Annotated in this window: 14 protein-coding genes, 1 tRNA gene and 3 pseudogenes; 7 read left to right on the top strand and 11 right to left on the bottom strand. The window is 68.9% G+C overall.

The window, feature by feature from the left end; translation table 11 throughout:
- Window positions 1–150: 150 nt before the first annotated feature.
- The gene (locus FSYMDG_RS20450) at window positions 151–1,413 is read right to left on the bottom strand and encodes an IS4 family transposase (protein ID WP_013872077.1); all 1,263 of its coding nucleotides are present in this window, start codon (window positions 1,411–1,413) and stop codon (window positions 151–153) included.
- Between the two features lie 271 nt (window positions 1,414–1,684).
- Between FSYMDG_RS20450 and FSYMDG_RS20445 the strand changes: the two genes are divergently transcribed.
- Together FSYMDG_RS20445 and FSYMDG_RS23480 are read left to right on the top strand one after the other, a co-directional pair.
- Window positions 1,685–2,773: an IS630 family transposase gene (locus tag FSYMDG_RS20445; protein WP_013871712.1), complete on the top strand. Its 1,089-nt coding sequence runs from the start codon at window positions 1,685–1,687 to the stop codon at window positions 2,771–2,773.
- 1,080 nt (window positions 2,774–3,853) lie between these two features.
- Complete coding sequence (locus FSYMDG_RS23480; protein WP_013875291.1) at window positions 3,854–5,377, top strand: Ig-like domain-containing protein; 1,524 nt, start codon at window positions 3,854–3,856, stop codon at window positions 5,375–5,377.
- Window positions 5,378–5,494: 117 nt separating this feature from the next.
- Here FSYMDG_RS23480 and mnhG read toward each other — a convergent pair.
- Both mnhG and FSYMDG_RS20425 read right to left on the bottom strand, forming a co-directional pair.
- Window positions 5,495–5,825: pseudogene (gene mnhG / locus FSYMDG_RS29845) on the bottom strand (monovalent cation/H(+) antiporter subunit G).
- Window positions 5,825–6,007: a hypothetical protein gene (locus FSYMDG_RS20425; protein ID WP_013875289.1), complete on the bottom strand. Its 183-nt coding sequence runs from the start codon at window positions 6,005–6,007 to the stop codon at window positions 5,825–5,827. The pseudogene mnhG and the gene FSYMDG_RS20425 overlap by 1 nt, the downstream one beginning before the upstream one ends.
- A 218-nt stretch (window positions 6,008–6,225) precedes the next feature.
- Here FSYMDG_RS20425 and FSYMDG_RS29840 point away from each other — a divergent pair.
- The 3 genes and pseudogenes from FSYMDG_RS29840 to FSYMDG_RS20415 all read left to right on the top strand — a co-directional run.
- Window positions 6,226–6,369 (top strand): annotated as a pseudogene (locus FSYMDG_RS29840) (hypothetical protein); the annotation flags it as partial.
- Between the two features lie 19 nt (window positions 6,370–6,388).
- A complete protein-coding gene (locus FSYMDG_RS26500) occupies window positions 6,389–7,318 on the top strand; it encodes an IS630 family transposase (RefSeq protein WP_013875288.1) in 930 nt (309 codons plus the stop codon).
- A gap of 40 nt (window positions 7,319–7,358) precedes the next feature.
- Window positions 7,359–8,445 (top strand): annotated as a pseudogene (locus FSYMDG_RS20415) (IS630 family transposase).
- Between the two features lie 315 nt (window positions 8,446–8,760).
- Here FSYMDG_RS20415 and FSYMDG_RS20410 read toward each other — a convergent pair.
- Entirely contained in the window at window positions 8,761–9,519 is a 759-nt protein-coding gene (locus tag FSYMDG_RS20410; protein WP_013875287.1) for a peptidoglycan-binding protein, read from the bottom strand.
- Between the two features lie 584 nt (window positions 9,520–10,103).
- Between FSYMDG_RS20410 and FSYMDG_RS20405 the strand changes: the two genes are divergently transcribed.
- Entirely contained in the window at window positions 10,104–10,595 is a 492-nt protein-coding gene (locus FSYMDG_RS20405; protein WP_013875286.1) for a protein-tyrosine phosphatase family protein, read from the top strand.
- A gap of 147 nt (window positions 10,596–10,742) precedes the next feature.
- Here the strand turns inward: FSYMDG_RS20405 and FSYMDG_RS20400 are convergent, their stop codons facing one another.
- Window positions 10,743–11,129 carry an ArsR/SmtB family transcription factor gene (locus FSYMDG_RS20400; protein WP_013875285.1) on the bottom strand — a complete coding sequence of 129 codons (387 nt, stop codon included), beginning with the start codon at window positions 11,127–11,129 and terminating at the stop codon, window positions 10,743–10,745.
- A 94-nt stretch (window positions 11,130–11,223) separates the two neighbouring features.
- On the opposite strand from FSYMDG_RS20400, the gene FSYMDG_RS20395 reads away from it, so the two are divergent.
- Window positions 11,224–13,233 (top strand): heavy metal translocating P-type ATPase, encoded by a 2,010-nt coding sequence (locus FSYMDG_RS20395; protein WP_013875284.1) that lies wholly within the window; start codon window positions 11,224–11,226, stop codon window positions 13,231–13,233.
- 437 nt (window positions 13,234–13,670) lie between these two features.
- Here FSYMDG_RS20395 and FSYMDG_RS29310 read toward each other — a convergent pair whose 3' ends face one another.
- The 6 genes from FSYMDG_RS29310 to FSYMDG_RS20370 form a co-directional block, all read right to left on the bottom strand.
- The gene (locus FSYMDG_RS29310) at window positions 13,671–13,799 is read right to left on the bottom strand and encodes a hypothetical protein (protein ID WP_013875283.1); all 129 of its coding nucleotides are present in this window, start codon (window positions 13,797–13,799) and stop codon (window positions 13,671–13,673) included.
- Window positions 13,796–14,143: a GntR family transcriptional regulator gene (locus FSYMDG_RS20390; protein WP_013875282.1), complete on the bottom strand. Its 348-nt coding sequence runs from the start codon at window positions 14,141–14,143 to the stop codon at window positions 13,796–13,798. Before FSYMDG_RS20390 ends, FSYMDG_RS29310 begins: the two co-directional genes overlap by 4 nt.
- Before the next feature lie 404 nt (window positions 14,144–14,547).
- A tRNA-Ala gene (locus FSYMDG_RS20385) sits at window positions 14,548–14,621 on the bottom strand.
- 15 nt (window positions 14,622–14,636) lie between these two features.
- The gene (locus FSYMDG_RS28880) at window positions 14,637–14,912 is read right to left on the bottom strand and encodes a hypothetical protein (protein ID WP_050803602.1); all 276 of its coding nucleotides are present in this window, start codon (window positions 14,910–14,912) and stop codon (window positions 14,637–14,639) included.
- A gap of 1,010 nt (window positions 14,913–15,922) precedes the next feature.
- Window positions 15,923–16,486 carry a hypothetical protein gene (locus tag FSYMDG_RS20375; RefSeq protein WP_043604121.1) on the bottom strand — a complete coding sequence of 188 codons (564 nt, stop codon included), beginning with the start codon at window positions 16,484–16,486 and terminating at the stop codon, window positions 15,923–15,925.
- A 141-nt stretch (window positions 16,487–16,627) separates the two neighbouring features.
- Window positions 16,628–18,046 (bottom strand): hypothetical protein, encoded by a 1,419-nt coding sequence (locus FSYMDG_RS20370; protein ID WP_013875279.1) that lies wholly within the window; start codon window positions 18,044–18,046, stop codon window positions 16,628–16,630.
- Window positions 18,047–18,072 lie beyond the last annotated feature (26 nt).

Genomic DNA, 18,072 nt, shown 5'->3' with positions numbered 1-18,072 from the left:
TGCTTGGTGCCGGTGTCTGTTGGGCTTTTGACTCGGTAGGCGTTGTGTCGGCCTCGTCTGATGGTGCGTGGGTACGTGCGGTGGAGGCGCACGGGGTTAAGCCGTTCGGTGATCTCTGTGAAGGTTTCCCGGAGCGCGTGCGTGTGGTCCTCAGGGGGAAAAATCCGCCTGGTCGGTGACCTGGCGGCGGACGACGCGTAGTGATCGCATGAAGGATAGCCTGTCCGGGTCGACGTCGGCTTCGTCGGCGGCCTCGCACATGAGACATCGGATTGCGTAGTGGCTGAGGAGCAGCGCCCAGATCTCTTGTTCCACCAGGTCCGGGAGTTTCGAGCGTAGGACGCGGGCTTCGCCCCGCTGGTGTGTCTTAATCTCATCGAAGATGTTTTCGATTTCCCAGCGCTCGTGATAGGCCGTGGCGAGTTCCACCGCTGGTATGTCGGTCTGGTTGAGGATATTGGTGATGAGGCAGATCAGTTCTCCGGTTCCGGATCCTGTGCGGTCAGGCACCGTGTATTCGATGACGCGGACGGGTGTCGCGGAGTCCTCGGGAAAGTCGCGGCCGGCGCGGGCGTCGGCGATGATCTGGTTCCGCTGTTTCCCTCTGATTTTCGGGTTGACGATGATAGAGAGGTAGGAGCTGTCGGGAAGGGACCGGATGACCGGTAGCGTGAGATCGGATTTGACTCGCCAGAGCAGGTCCGCGCCGGTGTCGAGCGCCTGCTGCCAGAGGTCGAAGCTGTAGAAGTAACGGTCGGCGGTGAGGAGCATCCCGGGTTCGCAGGCGTCGAGCAGGGTGGCGGCGAGAGCACGTTCGTCGCTGGCACGGGGACCGACCGCGGCGGAGACGATCGCGTGCGTGCCGCATTCGGCGAGCGCGACGACGTGGACCTGGGGCAGAGCGCTGGCCTTGTGTCCGTTGGTGGACCGCCCGAACCTGGCCACGTTCTCGGGGGTGTCTGCGGCGTCGAGGAAGAACCCGTCGATCGCCATCAGCCGCCGGGAACGCAGCCAAGTGCCCTTGGTACCCAGCCCCGCGACCGGCACAGCGACACGTTCGAACAGGACCTTCAGGGGGGCGGCACCGAGCCTGATCCGTGCCTGCGAGATCGCCCCGGTGGTCGGGACTTTCCAGTCACCCTGCCAGTTCCCCAGCCATCTCAACGCACCGGCGAGTTTACGCATGACTTCTTCGTAGTCATCGTCGAAGAACAGGCACATCGTCATGGTGAAGTACACCATGACCCGGGCTGGCAGCAGCCTGGTACGCCGTTCCTGCCGCTTCGTTTCCACCAGTACCTCTTCGACGAGGTCCCGGGGAACGATTCTGGCGAGCACACCGATCGAGATGCGGTCGGTCAGCCGGTCGTTGTCAACGGCTGGCAATTCAACTACCTGGCGAAGGCGCACCACATCTGGATTCTATCTGCCGACCGGCCGAAATCGCGGCATGAGCACTCCGCCGCCTACTGATCGACGTTGAGGAACGTGACTGGATGCCGTGTTCAGAAGTTGATCGATGCGGGATCGGGCGTTGGCGTGTCGGGATGGACGGACGCCCCTCCAGTCTAATTGAGCGGCATTGGGCTATAGAGTCGGATGGGCGTTGGACGCGGGCAAGCGACCACGACTACATCTTTCTAGTGTCCTGAGTCGTTGATTCGTGTGCAGATAGAATGGGCTGGTGCCTGGCCCGAGCGCGGATCCCATCGAGTTGTCGTCTGCTGAGCGTGCGGTGCTGGAGGGCTGGGCCCGACGGCGGAAGACCGCGCAGGCGCTGGCGTTGCGCTCGCGGATCGTGCTGGCCTGCGCGGACGGTGGGACGAACTCGGGGGTCGCGGCCGAGCTCGGGATCACCCGGGGAACGGTCGCGAAATGGCGGGAGCGGTTCGCGGTCGACCGGCTGGAGGGCCTGTCAGACGAGGCACGTCCGGGAGCGCCTCGGAAGGTCACCGACGCCCAGGTCGAGGCGGTGATCGCGAGGACGTTGGAGGAGAAGCCACCGAACGGCGATACCCATTGGACATCGCGGTCGATGGCGAGGGCCAGTGGGCTGTCGCAGTCGACGGTGTCACGGATGTGGCGGGCGTTCGGGTTGAAGCCGCATCTGGTCGAGACGTGGAAGCTGTCCACCGACCCGCTGTTCGTGGACAAGGTCCGTGACGTGGTCGGGGTCTACCTCGACCCGCCGGAGAAGGCGATCGTGCTCTGCGTCGACGAAAAGTCGCAGGTGCAAGCTTTGGATCGCACGGCACCGGTGCTGCCCCTGATGCCGGGTACCCCGCAGCGGATGACCCACGACTACGTCCGCCATGGCACGACCAGCCTGTTCGCCGCGCTCGACCCGACGTCCGGGTCGGTGATCGCGCAGACCTTCCGGCGGCACCGTCACCAGGAGTTCCTGCGCTTCCTCAAGCTGATCGACTCCTCGGTCCCGAAGGGCTACGACCTGCACCTGGTCCTGGACAACTACGCCACCCACAAGACCCCGGCGGTGAAGAACTGGCTGCTGCGCCACCCCCGCTTCCACCTGCACTTCACCCCGACCTCGGCGTCGTGGATGAACCTGGTCGAGCGCTGGTTCGCGGAGCTGACCACCCGCAAGCTGCGCCGATCGACGCACCGCTCGGTCGTCGAACTCGAAGCCGACATCCGCCGATGGATCAACGCCTGGAACAAGGACCCGAAGCCGTTCGTCTGGGCCAAGACCGCCGACGAGATCCTCGAGACCCTCGCCGCCTACTGCCAGCGAATCAACGACTCAGGACACTAGCGTGTGTCCGGGGCCCGGGGCACGATATCAACGTCGTGGTGACAGCCAGCAACATTAAGCACACGATCCGACCTTCGTCGAGCTCATCCGGACGCAGGTCGGCGAGTCGCTCACCCTCGAGCGGCACCCACCCCCGCGCTGGGCCCCGGATGTCGGCACTGCATATCCGCAGGCTGACTTACGTCAGGTTACGTTTATGTTTCACAACGGATGCCGGTCAGATCTTCGCCCAGCCATGCGGTGACGCACCCGCGGTGAGGTCGGCCGCGGGGCCGGCAAAGCCCGCGGCGCGGCCCTGGCCCGTACCCGGATCCCCGCCGGCCGGTACACGGGCAGCCCGTCGTGAGGCCGGCCGCCGCGGGCCGCCGGCGCGGGGCGGCTCCCGGCTCGTGCCGCTTTCCGGAAAGGCTCGGAAAGCCTCCGGAACAATCATTTTCCGGTACGATCGGCCGCCGCGCGGACCAGCAGGGCAGTACGTGCGCGGCAGCCGGTCCGGGAAATCCGGGCCGAGGTCGGCCGCACGGTATGGCGGCGGCCCCGGAAAAGCCATCCGGAACAGTTCGCCCGCCGGCCGGCCGGCCGCGGCGGCCTTGTCTGCAGGGGCCTTTCCCGCGTCCGGTGGTCCCGGCCCGCCAGCCTGGGAAGCCGGGATGACACAGCCCGTCCCGGGCCGAATGAACAGCGTTTTCGCGGTAATGGAAAAGGGACCGTGGCGGCCCGCGGCCAACACCGACGGACCGGCCGGTGGCACCATCCGGTAGCACCATGATGCCCCGGCCTCGACGGCGGCGTCCGCCGCCCGCCGGATCGCCCCGACCCGCCACCACACACGAGCATGACAGGGCTCGGGACAGGGGCCGGGCGGCAGCGGGCGCGGCCGGCCGGCGCCGCCCCGGCGTCGGACCCGGCATCATCGGCGACAGCCCGCAGGGCAGACTTGACAAACATGCCGACACCATCAAGTCCGATCAGTTCGGTGTCCGATCAACTGGGCGCCTACGGCCTGGCAAATTGCCCAGAAAGATCCGGGTATGCTCCGATACTGACCGAACTCGGACGCCGGAAAGCAAGGAGAAGCGGATGAGGCCCACACCCGTGGACGGCCACACCCGCACCGACACGGACCTCTACGGCGAAAGCACCGACACCCGGTCCGAAGGGCGCAGGCTGAACCTGCGCGCGCTGACGGACCCGCGGCACCGGCCGTGGCTGGGAATCGGCGCCGCCGGGCTTGTGCTCGTCATCATCGTTGGCATCCTCCTCGCCCGGGGCGGGCGGGGGCCGGTGCCCACCCAGATAGCCGCGGCCACCGTGCCCCCGAGCGCACTCGCCGAAGCGGCTGCCCCGGCCCGCCCCCTCGGCCGCTGGGTTCTCACCGTCGGTACAAGCCCCCTCGAGGGCCAGTCCATCCAGGGCGGTACCGAGATCAACCTGACCGCGGGCACGGACACCCTGGACAAGGTCGAACGGGTCAAGTTCTCCCTCGACGGTGACACGGTGCTCGACGACCGGGACGTGCCGTTCAGCGTCCCGCTGGGCAATCCGAGCCCGGGTAAACACACCCTCACCGCCCGGGTCCGCACGGACGATGGCAGCGTCGAGGTGGAGTCCACCTTCACCATCACCGGTGACGGGGCAGCGCTGGCACCCACCGTATCGGCCGCGCCGGTGCCGGCCGCGGTCCTCGCCGCGCTCCCGTCCGTCCCACCCCCGCTGCGCACCATCGAGGTCACCACCACCGACCAACTCACTACCGCCCTCACGGGCGCCCGCCCCGGCGACCTCATCCACCTCGCCGACGGCACCTACCACGGCACCTTCACCGCCAACCACCCCGCCACCCCCACCGCCCCCATCACCCTCCGCGGCACCCACAACGCCATCATCGACGGCGGCAACCCCACCCAGGGCTACGCCATCCACCTCGACAACGCCGACCACTGGCACCTCGACGGCTTCACCGTCCAAAACAGCCAGAAAGGCGTCATGGCCGACCAGACCACCGGCGCCGTCCTGACCAACCTCCTCGTCCGCACCATCGGACAAGAAGGCATCCACCTACGCAACTTCTCCACCGACAACTTCATCGTCGGCACCACCGTCACCGGAACCGGCCGCAAGGACCCCGGCTACGGCGAAGGCATCTACATCGGCACCGCCGAATCCAACTGGAAACGCTTCAGCGGCGGCCGCCCCGACACCTCCGACCGCAACCAGATCATCGGCAACACCATCAGCGGCATCACCGCCGAAGCCATCGACATCAAGGAAGCCACCACCGGCGGACTCATCCGCGGCAACCACTTCGACGGCGCCACCATCACCGGCGCCAACTACGCCGACTCCTGGATCGACCTCAAGGGCAACAACTGGCGCGTCGAAGGCAACACCGGCACCCACAGCCCGCTGGACGGCATCCAGACCCACGTCGTCGTCGACGGCTGGGGCACCGGCAACATCATCACCGGGAACCAGCTCGACGTCCGCGGCCCCGGCTACGGCATCAACATCGACAAACCCACCAAGACCCAGAACATCGTCTCCTGCACCAACACCGTCACCGCCGCCAACAAAGGCGCGTTCAACGTGACCTGCACACGCTAGGCGCACACGCCAGGCGACCTACGGTCAGGCGACATGGTGGCCCGCCCACGCGCGAGCGGGCCACCCGCGGTGGCCGGCCGGTCAGCCCTGGGCCGCCGGTTGCCCCGGGCTCGCGATCTAGCCTCGTCGCTCGGCCAGCTCGTCCACCACGAGCAGGTCGCGGCGGACGCGTCCGGTGCGATAGGCCGCTCGACCGACCCGCTGGGCGATCACCGGCGCGGTGACGAGTCGCAGCAGCGCGACGAGAAGCAGACCGGCGGCATGCCGCGGCGCGAGCTGGACGGCGCTGCCGAGGAGAATCGCCAGCAGCCCCACCGTCTGAAGGCTTGGTGGCCGCCTGCAACCGGGACGGGACATCCGGAAATCTCAGCAGCCCCCACGCTCCCAGCAGCGAGAAGAGCGCACCCGACAGCAGCAGCAGCACGGCGGAGATCACATCGCGGATCATCAGCGGGTGGTTCCTCTCCGCTCGACCAGCCGGGCGGCGGTCAGCGACCCGTCAGCGCCGCCCGCCCGGAACCCCGCCGTGGCCGTGCCGTCGGACCCGGCAGAGCGGCCGGACACACCCGCTGTCGCGCGCTCGTCCGACACCGGGCCGACCTTCCGGGGAAGGTCACGGCGCGCGATCACACCAGACGCGGACCTCGCCCACAACAGCGGACGCGGGTGACCTGACCGGTGCCACCGATCCGTCCTCCCGATGGCCCGTCGCAGGTCCGCGGCATCGCTGACCCGCTGTGCACCGATGCCGCCATGCCACGATGCGTGCCGCTATGCCGCAATGCGGAGGGCGGGCATCCTGACTGTGCGTTACTGACGTTGAACTCGTGAGGTAGCAACTGGCTCTCGTGGGGTACCCCGGGCATACGAGGTATCCAGATGGTGGCGGGTTGAGTGCTGCCGATCGGGACCGACGGGAACGGGTCCGGTTACAGGCCGCGGACCTGTTCGCCACCGGGGTGTCGCCGCCAGAGGTGGTGCAGCGGCTGCGGGTGTCACGGAAGTCGGCGTATGACTGGCATCGGACGTGGGAGACCGCAGACCGGGACGCACTGCTTGTCGGCGGGGCCGGCGTCGCGGTGCCGACTGGACGCCGAGCAGCTGGCCTGGCTGGCAGAAGAGCTGGATCGGGGGCCGGCGGCGCACGACTGGACGGTCGACCAGCGGTGGACCCTGACCCGGATCGTCATCCTGATCGAACGGATGTTCGGGGAGTCCTACACCCTGACCGGGGTCGCGAAACTGCTACACCGCATGGAGTATTCCGCGCAGCGGCCGGTGCACCGGGCGGTGGAACGCAACGAGGAGGCGATCGCGACCTGGCGGCGACAGGTGTGGCCGCAGGTACGACAACGGCCGCGGCCGCCGGTGCCTGGATCTGCTTCCTCGACGAGGCCGGCCAGGGGCTCCAGGCCGCCGAAGGGGCGGGGCTGGTCGCGGCGCGGCCGCACTCCGGTCGTGACCGTGTCCGGCCGGCGCTCCCCGCGGATCTCGATCGCCGGGATGCTCTGCGTCCGCCCCGGCCACCGGCCCCGGCTGATCTACCGGCTGCTGGTCCACCGGGGCCACCGCGGCGAGCAGAAAGGCTGTGTCGCCACCGGCTTCACCCGGCTGGTGACCGCCGCTCACCACCAACTCGACGGGAAGATCGTGGTGGTGTGGGACAACCTGCCGGGCCATCACGCCCACAAGGTCCGCGCGTTCATCGACAAGCATGCGGACTGGCTGACCGTGCACTGGTTGCCCTCCTACGCCCCGGAACTCAACCCCACCGAGGGCATCTGGGCGCATCTGAAAAGCGGTGTCCTGGCCAACCTTGCCGCGCTCGGCCTGGACCACCTGATCCGGGTCACCAAGACCGCGCTGAAACGCATCCAGTACCGCCCCGACCTGCTGCGGGGTTTCCTGGCCGAGACCGGACTCGGACTTGAACCCCCATAGTGTCCTGAGTCGTTGATTCGTGTGCAGATAGAATGGGCTGGTGCCTGGCCCGAGCGCGGATCCCATCGAGTTGTCGTCTGCTGAGCGTGCGGTGCTGGAGGGCTGGGCCCGACGGCGGAAGACCGCGCAGGCGCTGGCGTTGCGCTCGCGGATCGTGCTGGCCTGCGCGGACGGCGGGACGAACTCGGGGGTCGCGGCCGAGCTCGGGATCACCCGGGGAACGGTCGCGAAATGGCGGGAGCGGTTCGCGGTCGACCGGCTGGAGGGCCTGTCAGACGAGGCACGTCCGGGAGCGCCCTCGGAAGGTCACCGACGCCCAGGTCGAGGCGGTGATCGCGAGGACGTTGGAGGAGAAGCCACCGAACGGCGATACCCATTGGACATCGCGGTCGATGGCGAGGGCCAGTGGGCTGTCGCAGTCGACGGTGTCACGGATGTGGCGGGCGTTCGGGTTGAAGCCGCATCTGGTCGAGACGTGGAAGCTGTCCACCGACCCGCTGTTCGTGGACAATGTCCGTGACGTGGTCGGGGTCTACCTCGACCCGCCGGAGAAGGCGATCGTGCTCTGCGTCGACGAAAAGTCGCAGGTGCAAGCTTTGGATCGCACGGCACCGGTGCTGCCCCTGATGCCGGGTACCCCGCAGCGGATGACCCACGACTACGTCCGCCATGGCACGACCAGCCTGTTCGCCGCGCTCGACCCGACGTCCGGGTCGGTGATCGCGCAGACCTTCCGGCGGCACCGTCACCAGGAGTTCCTGCGCTTCCTCAAGCTGATCGACTCCTCGGTCCCGAAGGGCTACGACCTGCACCTGGTCCTGGACAACTACGCCACCCACAAGACCCGGCGGTGAAGAACTGGCTGCTGCGCCACCCCGCTTCCACCTGCACTTCACCCGACCTCGGCGTCGTGGATGAACCTGGTCGAGCGCTGGTTCGCGGAGCTGACCACCCGCAAGCTGCGCCGATCGACGCACCGCTCGGTCGTCGAACTCGAAGCCGACATCCGCCGATGGATCAACGCCTGGAACAAGGACCCGAAGCCGTTCGTCTGGGCCAAGACCGCCGACGAGATCCTCGAGACCCTCGCCGCCTACTGCCAGCGAATCAACGACTCAGGACAATAGCCCGTCACCCCACGAGTTCAACGTCAGTAATTATCACCGCGCCAGCCCCCGTGCGCCACATCGCCCAAAGCAATAATATGAGCCGCCAATAGTCGGCCATCAGTCGACGCGGCCGTGGCGCGGCGTGGCGTGCTCCCGTCGCCTCCGTTCAGCCATCACGCCCGTCCCCGAAGGGGCCGACCAGGCCGGTGACCACCGAACGGCGCCGAACCCGCCGCCCCTCCCGGGCGCCCCGGCCGTCCCGGCGCAAAGCTCACTCCATCGGTTCCGGCGGCACCCGCCGAAGATATTTTTTCGCGACCGGACGGTTCACGGTCACCGTCCTTTGAGGTCGAGAACGTAATCCAGGACCTCCCAGGTGTTCGCGCCGACGGTCCCACCGATCTCGGGCACCTTGAAGAAATCCTGAAAATCGCGGACGGCCCGCTCCGTCAGCGGGCCAAAATCCCCGTCCGGAGACAGCCGGTCGGGATTGTTTCCTTCCCGGCCGGTCACGATGTTCAACGCGTTCTGCAGGGTCTGGACGGGACTTCCGGGATCCGGGAAAATGCCGGTGGACGAATGATCCTTCGCGCCTCTGGCCAGATTCGGGTAACGCAGGAACCTGTTTCCGGCCGGAAACAGGTCGGTGAAGTCTACCCCCAGCCAGACCGCCCTGTCGTTCACGCCGTACGTCCTGCTGACAACCTCGTCCCGGTTGCCGACGTTCCCCTCGACCGTCGTTATCGTCCGGCCGAACCGTTCGACGCACCAGCCGATGTGCGTCTCCACGGGGGCTACCCCGGTCCGCGTCAGCGTCCAGTCGAAGGCCACCATCATGCCCGGCTGAATCGCGTCCGGCGCCCGTTTTCTCCTGTTTTTGGACGCCCAGCTGGCCAGGTCGACGACCCCGGCGGTCTTGTACGGCAGGGTCACGCCGGCATAGCCGGCCACCACGTAGCAGAACATGACGCACCAGGGCTGGCCGTCCGCGCCGAATTCACGGCCGTACTTGGTGAAGTTGTCGCGCCCGCTGGGCTGATAGGTGACTTCCTCGCGCCGGCAGGCGGCGACAAGATCCTGCAGGGTCGCCATGCGGACGTCTCCTTCCGGAACACACGCCGGCGGACAGTTCCCCTGGCCCGGCCGCCGCATCCGGGATCATGCGCTGGGAAGAAACCCGGATGTCGAGGAGGTCCGCCATGTCGGAGCGTAGTCCGCCGAGTCGGGGCATCCCGCCGGTGACGGAATTCTGTCATTGTCTTGACAGCCTGCCAGGCCGGTGCGCAAACGCTGCCCGGACAATCCCGATCCGCACGGCCAACGACCGGGCGGATACGAGAATCAAATCCGTTCCACATATCTTCTCTTCGGCTGCCCCACGGGGCGCCGCGGCTATGTCACCCGGCCTCGCTCCATACCGCGTCGCCCCTGCCATTGTCGTGTTGCCGCGGCCATGCCGGCATCCCGGGCAGGCCATATCGCCCCTGTCAACCACCGGCCCACCATCATCACGATGTGTATGGCAGGGCCACGACAGGCCACGACAGGCCACGACAGGCCACGACAGGCCACGACAGGCCACGACAGGCCACGACAGGCCACGACAGGCCACGACAGGCCACGACAGGCCACGACAGGCCACGACAGGCATTGTGAGCAACAGGCATGATGCGTCGATGAGCGGCCAACTCACCGGTGCGATCACGCTGCCCGACGGGACCATGGTGCGCGGACGTGGCCGGCGCGAACCTCTACCGCCCGGGCCGCTGCCCGACTATGGCCTCTACCTCGCGTCGCGCCACCGGTTCCCGCGGCCCCACGGGAACCGGTGGCATCCCGCCTGGCCCGCGGACTGGATCGACTGGCCCGACTTCCGCACCCCCCGGGACGGCGGGACGGCCGCCGCCACGATCTGCCACGCCTACCTGCTCGCCCGCCGCGGGCAGCGGGTCGAGGTCGCCTGTGGCGGCGGCACCGGCCGCACCGGAACCGTCCTTGCCTGCATGGCCATCCTCGCCGGCCACCCCGCCGCCGACGCCGTTGACTGGACCCGGCGGCACTACCGGCCGCGAGCGGTCGAAACCCCCGGCCAACGACGCTGGATCAGATGGTTCGCCGCCCACCACTCCGAGGCCCAGATCAGCCGCGATCCCGGTGAGAACCGGTAGCACCGCGGATAGCCAGGCGCCCTGCGCCGTCTGCGTCGTCCGTTCCCCAGTTGGTTTCCGAGGCCCCGCATGCGATGGCCATCGCCTCGTCGGGCGACGGCCCGCGACGGGATCGTCGTCGGCCTGGCGTTCCTGCCCGCACGGTCGTCAGCCGGTTGCGGTTGCGGGGACGCCGATGTGGGTGGTGGTGTCCCCGCGGGGATGGTCGGGCAGGTCCCGGTCGGCGTGGTCGGCGTGGAACAGCCCTTCGGTGAGCAGAGCCTGCACGTGCACGTCGGCCGCGGAGTAGTACACGAACGTGCCCTCGCGGCGGCCGCGGACCAGACCGGCCAGGCGCAGCTTGGCCAGGTGCTGGCTGACCGCCGTGGGGGCGGCGCCGACCAGTTCGGCCAGGCAGGCCACCGACGACTCGCCGTGCAGCAGCGCCCAGAGAATCTTTATGCGGGTGGGGTCGGCGAGCAGCCGGAAGGCTTCGGCGGCGAGGTGGACCTGCTCGTCGTTGGGCATCTGGAAATCCGGCAGCGACCCGTGCACCCTTTCACCTTAGTCCGAGCATCGCTGCACGTCTGTACGTCTGCATGTCTGTGCAGATAGCTTTCTAATTGACTATCTTCATACCTTCGCATGTATGTTGATAGCTGTGACGCTCCTGACCGGCTCTGCCGCGACAGTGGCAGGGCAGCCCGCGCGCCAGCGCCAGCACCCGCCCCACCGACGGGCCGCCACCGTGTGCGCGCTGGCTCAGGTGCGCTGGGCGGCGCTGGCCGTCGTGCTGTTCCTGCTGGGCGGGTCCGCGCACCTGGCGGGAGCGCCCTGGCCGGTGTGGTGGGGGCTGTATCTGGTCTGCTGTGCCGCCGGCGGCTGGGAGCCGGCGCGGGCCGGGCTGTCCGCGCTGCGTGGCCGCGTCCTGGACGTGGACCTGCTGATGGTCGTCGCCGCGCTCGGCGCCGCCAGCATCGGTCAGGTCTTCGACAGCGCCCTGCTGATCGTCATCTTCGCCTCCTCGGGAGCGCTGGAGGCCGTCGCGACCGCCCGGACCGCCGACTCCGTGCACGCCCTGCTCGACCTGGCTCCCGAACGGGCCACCCGCGTCCGTCCCGACGGCACCGAGGAGGTCGTCGACGCGGCCGACCTGAACGTCGGCGACATGATGAGCGTGCGTCCCGGCGAGCGCATCGGCGCGGACGCGGTGCTGGTGGCGGGAGCGAGCGAGGTCGACCAGGCCACGATCACCGGCGAGCTGGTGGCGGTGCCCAGGCTGCCGGGCGACGAGGTGTTCGCCGGCACCCTCAACCGCACCGGGTCGTTCACCGCGCGGATCCACCGCCGCCCGGACGAGTCGATGATCGCCCGCATCGCCGCCCTGGTCGAGGAGGCGTCGGCGACCAGGGCGAGAACCCAGCTGCTCATCGAAAAGGTCGAGCGGCACTACTCCGTCGGGGTGGTCGTGGCGACCGTGGCCCTGTTCGTGGTCCCGCTGCTGTTCGGCGGGGCACCGGAACCGGCCCTGCTCCGAGCCATGACCTTCATGATCGTCGCTTCGCCGTGCGCGGTCGTGCTGGCGACGATGCCGCCGCTGCTGTCCGCGATCGCCAACGCCGGCCGGCACGGCGTGCTGGTCAGGTCGGCCGTCGTCATGGAGCAACTGGCCGGCACGACGGTGGTGGCCTTCGACAAGACCGGAACCCTGACCGAGGGCACACCCCGCCTCGCCGGCATCCACGCCGCGCCGGCGGCGGGCCTTGCCGACGACGACCTGCTACGGCTGGCCGCCGGCGCCGAACGTCACAGCGAACACCCCGTCGCCGCGGCGGTGCTGGGCGCCGCCCGCGGACGCGGACTGACGATTCCCGCCGCCGAGGATTTCGCGTCCGTGCCCGGACGCGGCGTCAGCGCCACCGTCGACGGGCACCGGGTCCACGTGGGTAGCCCTGGCTTGCTGGACGGCGCGCCGTTACCGCCATCCGGTGCTGTCGCCGCCCGCGCGCAGGTGCGCGCCGCCGTCGAGGCCGCCCAGGCCGCCGGGCACACCACGGTGGTGCTCACCGTCGACGGCGTCCCCGCCGGGGTGCTCACCGTGGCCGACCGGGTGCGTCCACACGCCGCCGACACCGTGCGCGCCCTGGCCGCGCTCACCGGCAGCACACCGCTCCTGCTCACCGGCGACAACGCCGGCGCCGCCGGCCGCCTCGCCGCCGAGGTCGGCATCCGCGATCCGCATGCCGGGCTGCTGCCAACCGACAAGGTCGCCCTGGTCCGCGCGTTGCAGCGGGATGGTCGATGCGTCCTGCTGGTCGGCGACGGGGTCAACGACGCCCCCGCCCTGGCCGCCGCCGACGTCGGCGTGGCCATGGGCCGCCACGGCTCCGATCTGGCGTTGCAGGCGGCTGACATCGTCCTCGTCCACGACGACCTGACCGCCCTGACGAACATGATCGCTCTGGCCCGCAGGGCCCGCCGCCTCGTCAGCGTCAACCTGGCCATGGCGGCGGTGTTCATCGCCACGCTGGTCGCCTGGGACCTGTTCGGGCACCTGTCCCTGCCGCTGGGTGTGGCCGGCCACGAAGGCTCCACCATTCTGGTCGGCCTCAACGGCCTACGCCTGCTGCACCCCCGCGCCTGGCATCGTCGGAGGTAGCGAAACTCCCGGAGGGGAGCGAGCAAAACCAGCCCGCAATCCTGCGCGACCCTGATACGAACTGTGAATACGAACTCGGTTTTCTCTCAACGGCAGCATCGATGTCGTGCTTGCCGCGGGCGCAGGTGTCCGGGGCGCGATCGCATACGGACCCCCTCCGTACAGTGCGCAGAGGAGGGGCCGACACCCATCCGCCGAGCGCGGCCCGGTCGGCAGAACCGGCCCGCAGGGTGAGCCAGGCCGAAATGAGCCAGATCGTCGCGGTCAGTCCCGCGGGCATCCCGACCCAGAACAGGATGGCCCTCTTCGTGCGGTCGGGGAGGCGAGGAAGCACGGTCGTCACGGCCCCAACGAGCGCCGCCGTCAGAGACAGCGTGAACGTGAAGATGAGCACGCCGGTCGTCGGGAGGCTGTCATCGGCGGCGCCCAGGTCGGACCTAGTGCGAAGCGATCCGCTCGGGCAGCTGGCCGCGCCAGATCAGCCAGGACGCACCAATCGTGGCTGCCGGCAGGAACAGGCTCACCACGGCGATCGCCCACCGCGTCTGCCGCCGCGTGTCGCTCACGCCTGCTCCAGCAGACGGGAGATGTCCTGAAGGGAGAGGCCGAGCTTCCTCGCCTCGGCCGCGAGCTGTGCGGCAAGCTCGATCACCCTGACCATCGCCGCGTTCGCTTCCGGGCGCACCCACGCACCCCGTCCCTGGCGCATCTCGATCACGCCCTCATCCCGTAGCCGTGCGTAGGCGCGCAGGACGGTGTGCATATTGACCTTTAATGCCCGAGCGAGGTCTCGCGCGGCGGGGAGGCGCTCACCCGGCGCGAGGTCGCCAGAGACGACAGCCGCCCGCACCTGCACCGCGATCTGATCGGCCAGCGACACGGATGAGGCCGTGTCCACTCGAAACAACATGTTCGCAATGATAGTAGAACTACACCGCATGGCATGTGGTGCGCGGGTGTCTCGGTATCGTCTCAATAGCGCGCCCAGTGATGGGGATCGCAACCAGCTGGCCCTAGAAGATATCGCTACCTGACGTTCGGCTCCACGGACGAGCGACGGACAAATGATCAAAGGCTCTGACCAGAGCAATCTGATCAGAGCCTTGACCTGCCGATACAGGTAGAGCTGAGGGATGAAACCTGAACCCCGATCTAGCCCGCTACCTGCGAAAACGCGGCTAACCACCCGCAACGGCCACCCCACCCGGCCGGGCGAAGCCCGGCACCGGGGGTTCCAGGAGGTCGCCCCCCTGGACAGACATCGCGACCCCGGCGAAGCCGAACATAGCTCGGCGAGCACGAAGAGTTAGCCTGTGGAGGTGAGGGGACTCGAACCCCTGGCCTCCTCCGTGCGAGGGAGGCGCTCTACCAGGCTGAGCTACACCCCCTGGAGTTCTTGCAGCTTACAGCAGACCGGACGGATGTGGTGGACGGCCCCCGCTGAGCAGTTCCTGCCCCGCCGCGGCCGGTGTCGGGGATGCCTCAGCCTTCCGCGCCCTGGGTACCAGCGGGGCCAGGGTAGGGCCGGCGACCGGGTCGGCCTCGCACATCAGCCGGGCGAAGAACGTTGCCGCGGCGGCGGGCCGCAGGAGCCCTGCCTCGTGGCCGCGCCAGCCGTATTCTCGGCCGCCGTCGAGGATAACCCGAAAATCCGGTGCGTCCTCACGGTCGAACACCATGCGAACGCTGTCGGGAATATGGCCGTTGCCCGTCGGGCCACCGGTATGTGTACCATTATCCGTGTTCGGAAGGGGTGGAGCCGAATGTCCGAAAGGCCAGCGCCCGAATGAGGGGCCGTCCAGCGGGTAGTTTACCCAGAGCGACAAGCCTTCTTCTGGGACCCACCGTGGATCCCAGAACGGCAGTTGCCACATCGCACGGCCGGGGCAGAACAACAACAGCTCCACCCGCACTCCACGGCACCGTAGATGGAACCCGACCCCGTCCGGACGCAGTCCTCGTAGTTCCACCGGTACGGCGCAGCTGCGAGGGCACAGCCGGAACCCGGCAGCCCGCAGGCTCGAGGTCCACTCCTCGAACGTCGGCTCCCGGGGGCCAGGGTCGCCCGGCGTCGTCCTGTACCGCTGACCGCGGTGGCCGTTACTCACTGTGACGCCCCTTTGCGCTCACGTTGGTGATGACAGGCGGCGGAACAAGTAACGGAGGGACGTCCGTACTGCCGACAGGCCCGGCTTTCAGCAACCGCGTCGTATGCTGAAGCACATTGGGCGAGGACAGCCACAGCGATCGAATCGGGCAATTGCGACCGGCACGAACAGGTTTTCCCGAAACGAACTGGACTTCTCCGACTAATGGACCCTCGCGTGCATGACCGGTGACGCAAGGGCGGTCATGCACGTCAGGAGAAGAAAGCGGACGTCAGCGCACGCGAGGGCGCGGACAACAGCATCCCGCGTTCGTGCACGTGGCAGCCCCGGCAGGTAGCTCGGGAAACTGTGGCGCGCACATGGTCACGGAGCCATTATGCACAGCGCACCCCAACACGAGTCCATATGATCTAGGTCAGTTCGATCGCGGTTGACAACGCTCCATCGACCTACCGGGCCGCCGGCCGCGTGGCCACCGGGGCCCGTGGCCTGCGGGTACGAGCCCGGCCGCGTGCGGCCTTACCCCCGGACGCCGGCCGGCCCGCCGCACAGGCCGTGGCACAGACCCCAGTAGGGGGCCTTCAGCCAAGGGTCGGCACCGCTACGACCCGCAGACCCGCGTGCCTGGCCTTGTCGACGAGGTCGTCGGTCACCGACGCCCGATGTGAGACGACCGGGCGCAGCACCAGTGCGACGATCTCCTCGTCAGCGGTCTGCCGCAACCGCGCCGCGCGCTCAAACAGGCGCGTGTTCGTCCGGTGGTAGACGCCGGCGTCCCTGACCTCGTCGAGAATCTCCAGCTCGTCCGGTTTCAGCGAGCTGATCAGCTGGTCGTATCGGAGACACCACTGCGGTCCCCTGTCCTCGACCGACGTCTGCTTGAACGTGGGCACGTCGAAGGGCAGCACCACGCGTACGGGGAGCCCTTTCGAGCGCGCGGCCGCCAGCACCACCAGGTCGGCTCCGGACGCCGCCGCGCCGACCAGCAGCCGTGGACGCAGTGCGTCAAGCGCGTCAGCGGTCCGACGTTCGACGACGGGAACGTCACGCTCACGAAACCGCGGCGGGTTGGTGGCACGGCTGTCGATCTGCACACCGCCGAAGACAACGATCATCGACGACCTGCCACGGTCCCGATCGGTCATGACTCTTCCATCTGTTCACCGGCTGCCCACTGCTCACCGGATACCCGGCACGAGGGTGTCCGGTGCTTGAGGGTATCCGCCGATCGCGCAACCATCAGTGGCCGCGCCCTCACGGCCATCTCAACGGTTACCCGGACAGGATCAGCCGGTCAGCTCCCGACCGCATGCCTGCGCAACAGTTCGTCGGCCTCGCTCGGATCGTCGCTGCCCGACGCGGGCTGCTGCGAGCCGGGTACCGATGTCGCTGTCGGGCCAGCGGTCAGCCCGCCATGTGTCCCCGGTGGGTTGACCTGCACCCGGCCCGGCCTGGAGGTGTTCGGACGGCCGGCTGTCCGGGCAGCCGGCCGGGCAGCCGGCCGCCGACCCGGGCGTCTGCCCGGGGTCCTGGGCGCCATCCGCCTCAGCGGCATCCGCGGAGCCGTCGGCATCGGCGTTCCCGGCGGCCTCCACGGCGAACTCGACGTCGTCGGGGCCGGCGTGTGCGTACTCCGGATCGCTGGCGGCATCAGCCGCGGCGACTTGCGCGGTGGCCGTCCAGCGCCGGGCGGGATCGTCCGCAGCCTGGCCGTGGGCCGTGCCACCAGCGGCCGGACCGTCGACCACGGATCTGTCGACAGTGGACCTGTCGACAGCCGTGCCGTCGATGACGGTGCCCTCAAGGACCTGTCCTCGTGGGAAGCCACCGACCGCCGTGGTCCGGGCGGCGGCAGCGGCGACCCGCGAAAGATCCACCGTCTGCGCGTTCGCCACCGCAAGATCGTCTTCGGAGACGCCGCGGCCGGCGGGCGCGCCATGGGGACCCGCGGCCGGGTCGGACAGCCGGAACGGTTCGCTACCAGACGCCCAGGGCCCGGCCGCGCTGCCGCCCGCGTCACCACCAAGGCCGGTGCCAGCGGCACCCGGGCCGGGCAGCCGGTAGCCGTACCGGACGGCGCGCTCGGCGGCGATCCGCCGGTCCAGCGCGAAGCGGGAGGCGCGCAGCCGCCGCTCGGCCTGGGCCGTCCTGCGCAGGTGCGCGACATAGCCGACAACAGCCGCGTCCGCCAGGAGCTGGATGGCGATCCACACGCCGCCCAGCAGCCCGGCGAGCAACGCGGTCACCGGAATCACGGCCAGCAGGACGAACAGCCGCCGCCTGCGCAGCCGGATCAGAGCCCGCCGGTCGGTGTTCGTGCCAGCGGCGGCATGCGGACGGGTCGGGGAAGCGGGCGGACGTGCCACGGGAACACCACGCCACTGCCCGCCGGGACTCCCACCAGGCCCGTGCGTGACCCGCGCCGACATGGGGGGCCGAACCGACGTGGGGGGCCGAGCCTGCTCGGCCATCCGAATCGGCTCACCGTCGTCCGGATCATCGTCACCCGGACCAGAAGAAGCAGCCGGCCGCATCGCGAACTCCCTGTCCAGCCGCGACGCCCCTCGGCGTGACAGGACGCGCATCGCCGTAGTGAAACGTTCCGCCGATCGCTGTTCCAGCGTGCTGTCATGATGCCTCACCCACATCGGGATAAGCACGAAACCCCAGACCGCGACGATCGCGAGCCAGATCAGCGCGCTCATGACCGCGTGTCCGGAAGACGGCATCG

It is taken from the genome of Candidatus Protofrankia datiscae (assembly GCF_000177615.2).
GTDB classification, from domain to species: Bacteria; Actinomycetota; Actinomycetes; order Frankiales; family Frankiaceae; genus Protofrankia; species Protofrankia coriariae.
This window is presented reverse-complemented; position numbering and strand designations above follow the sequence as displayed.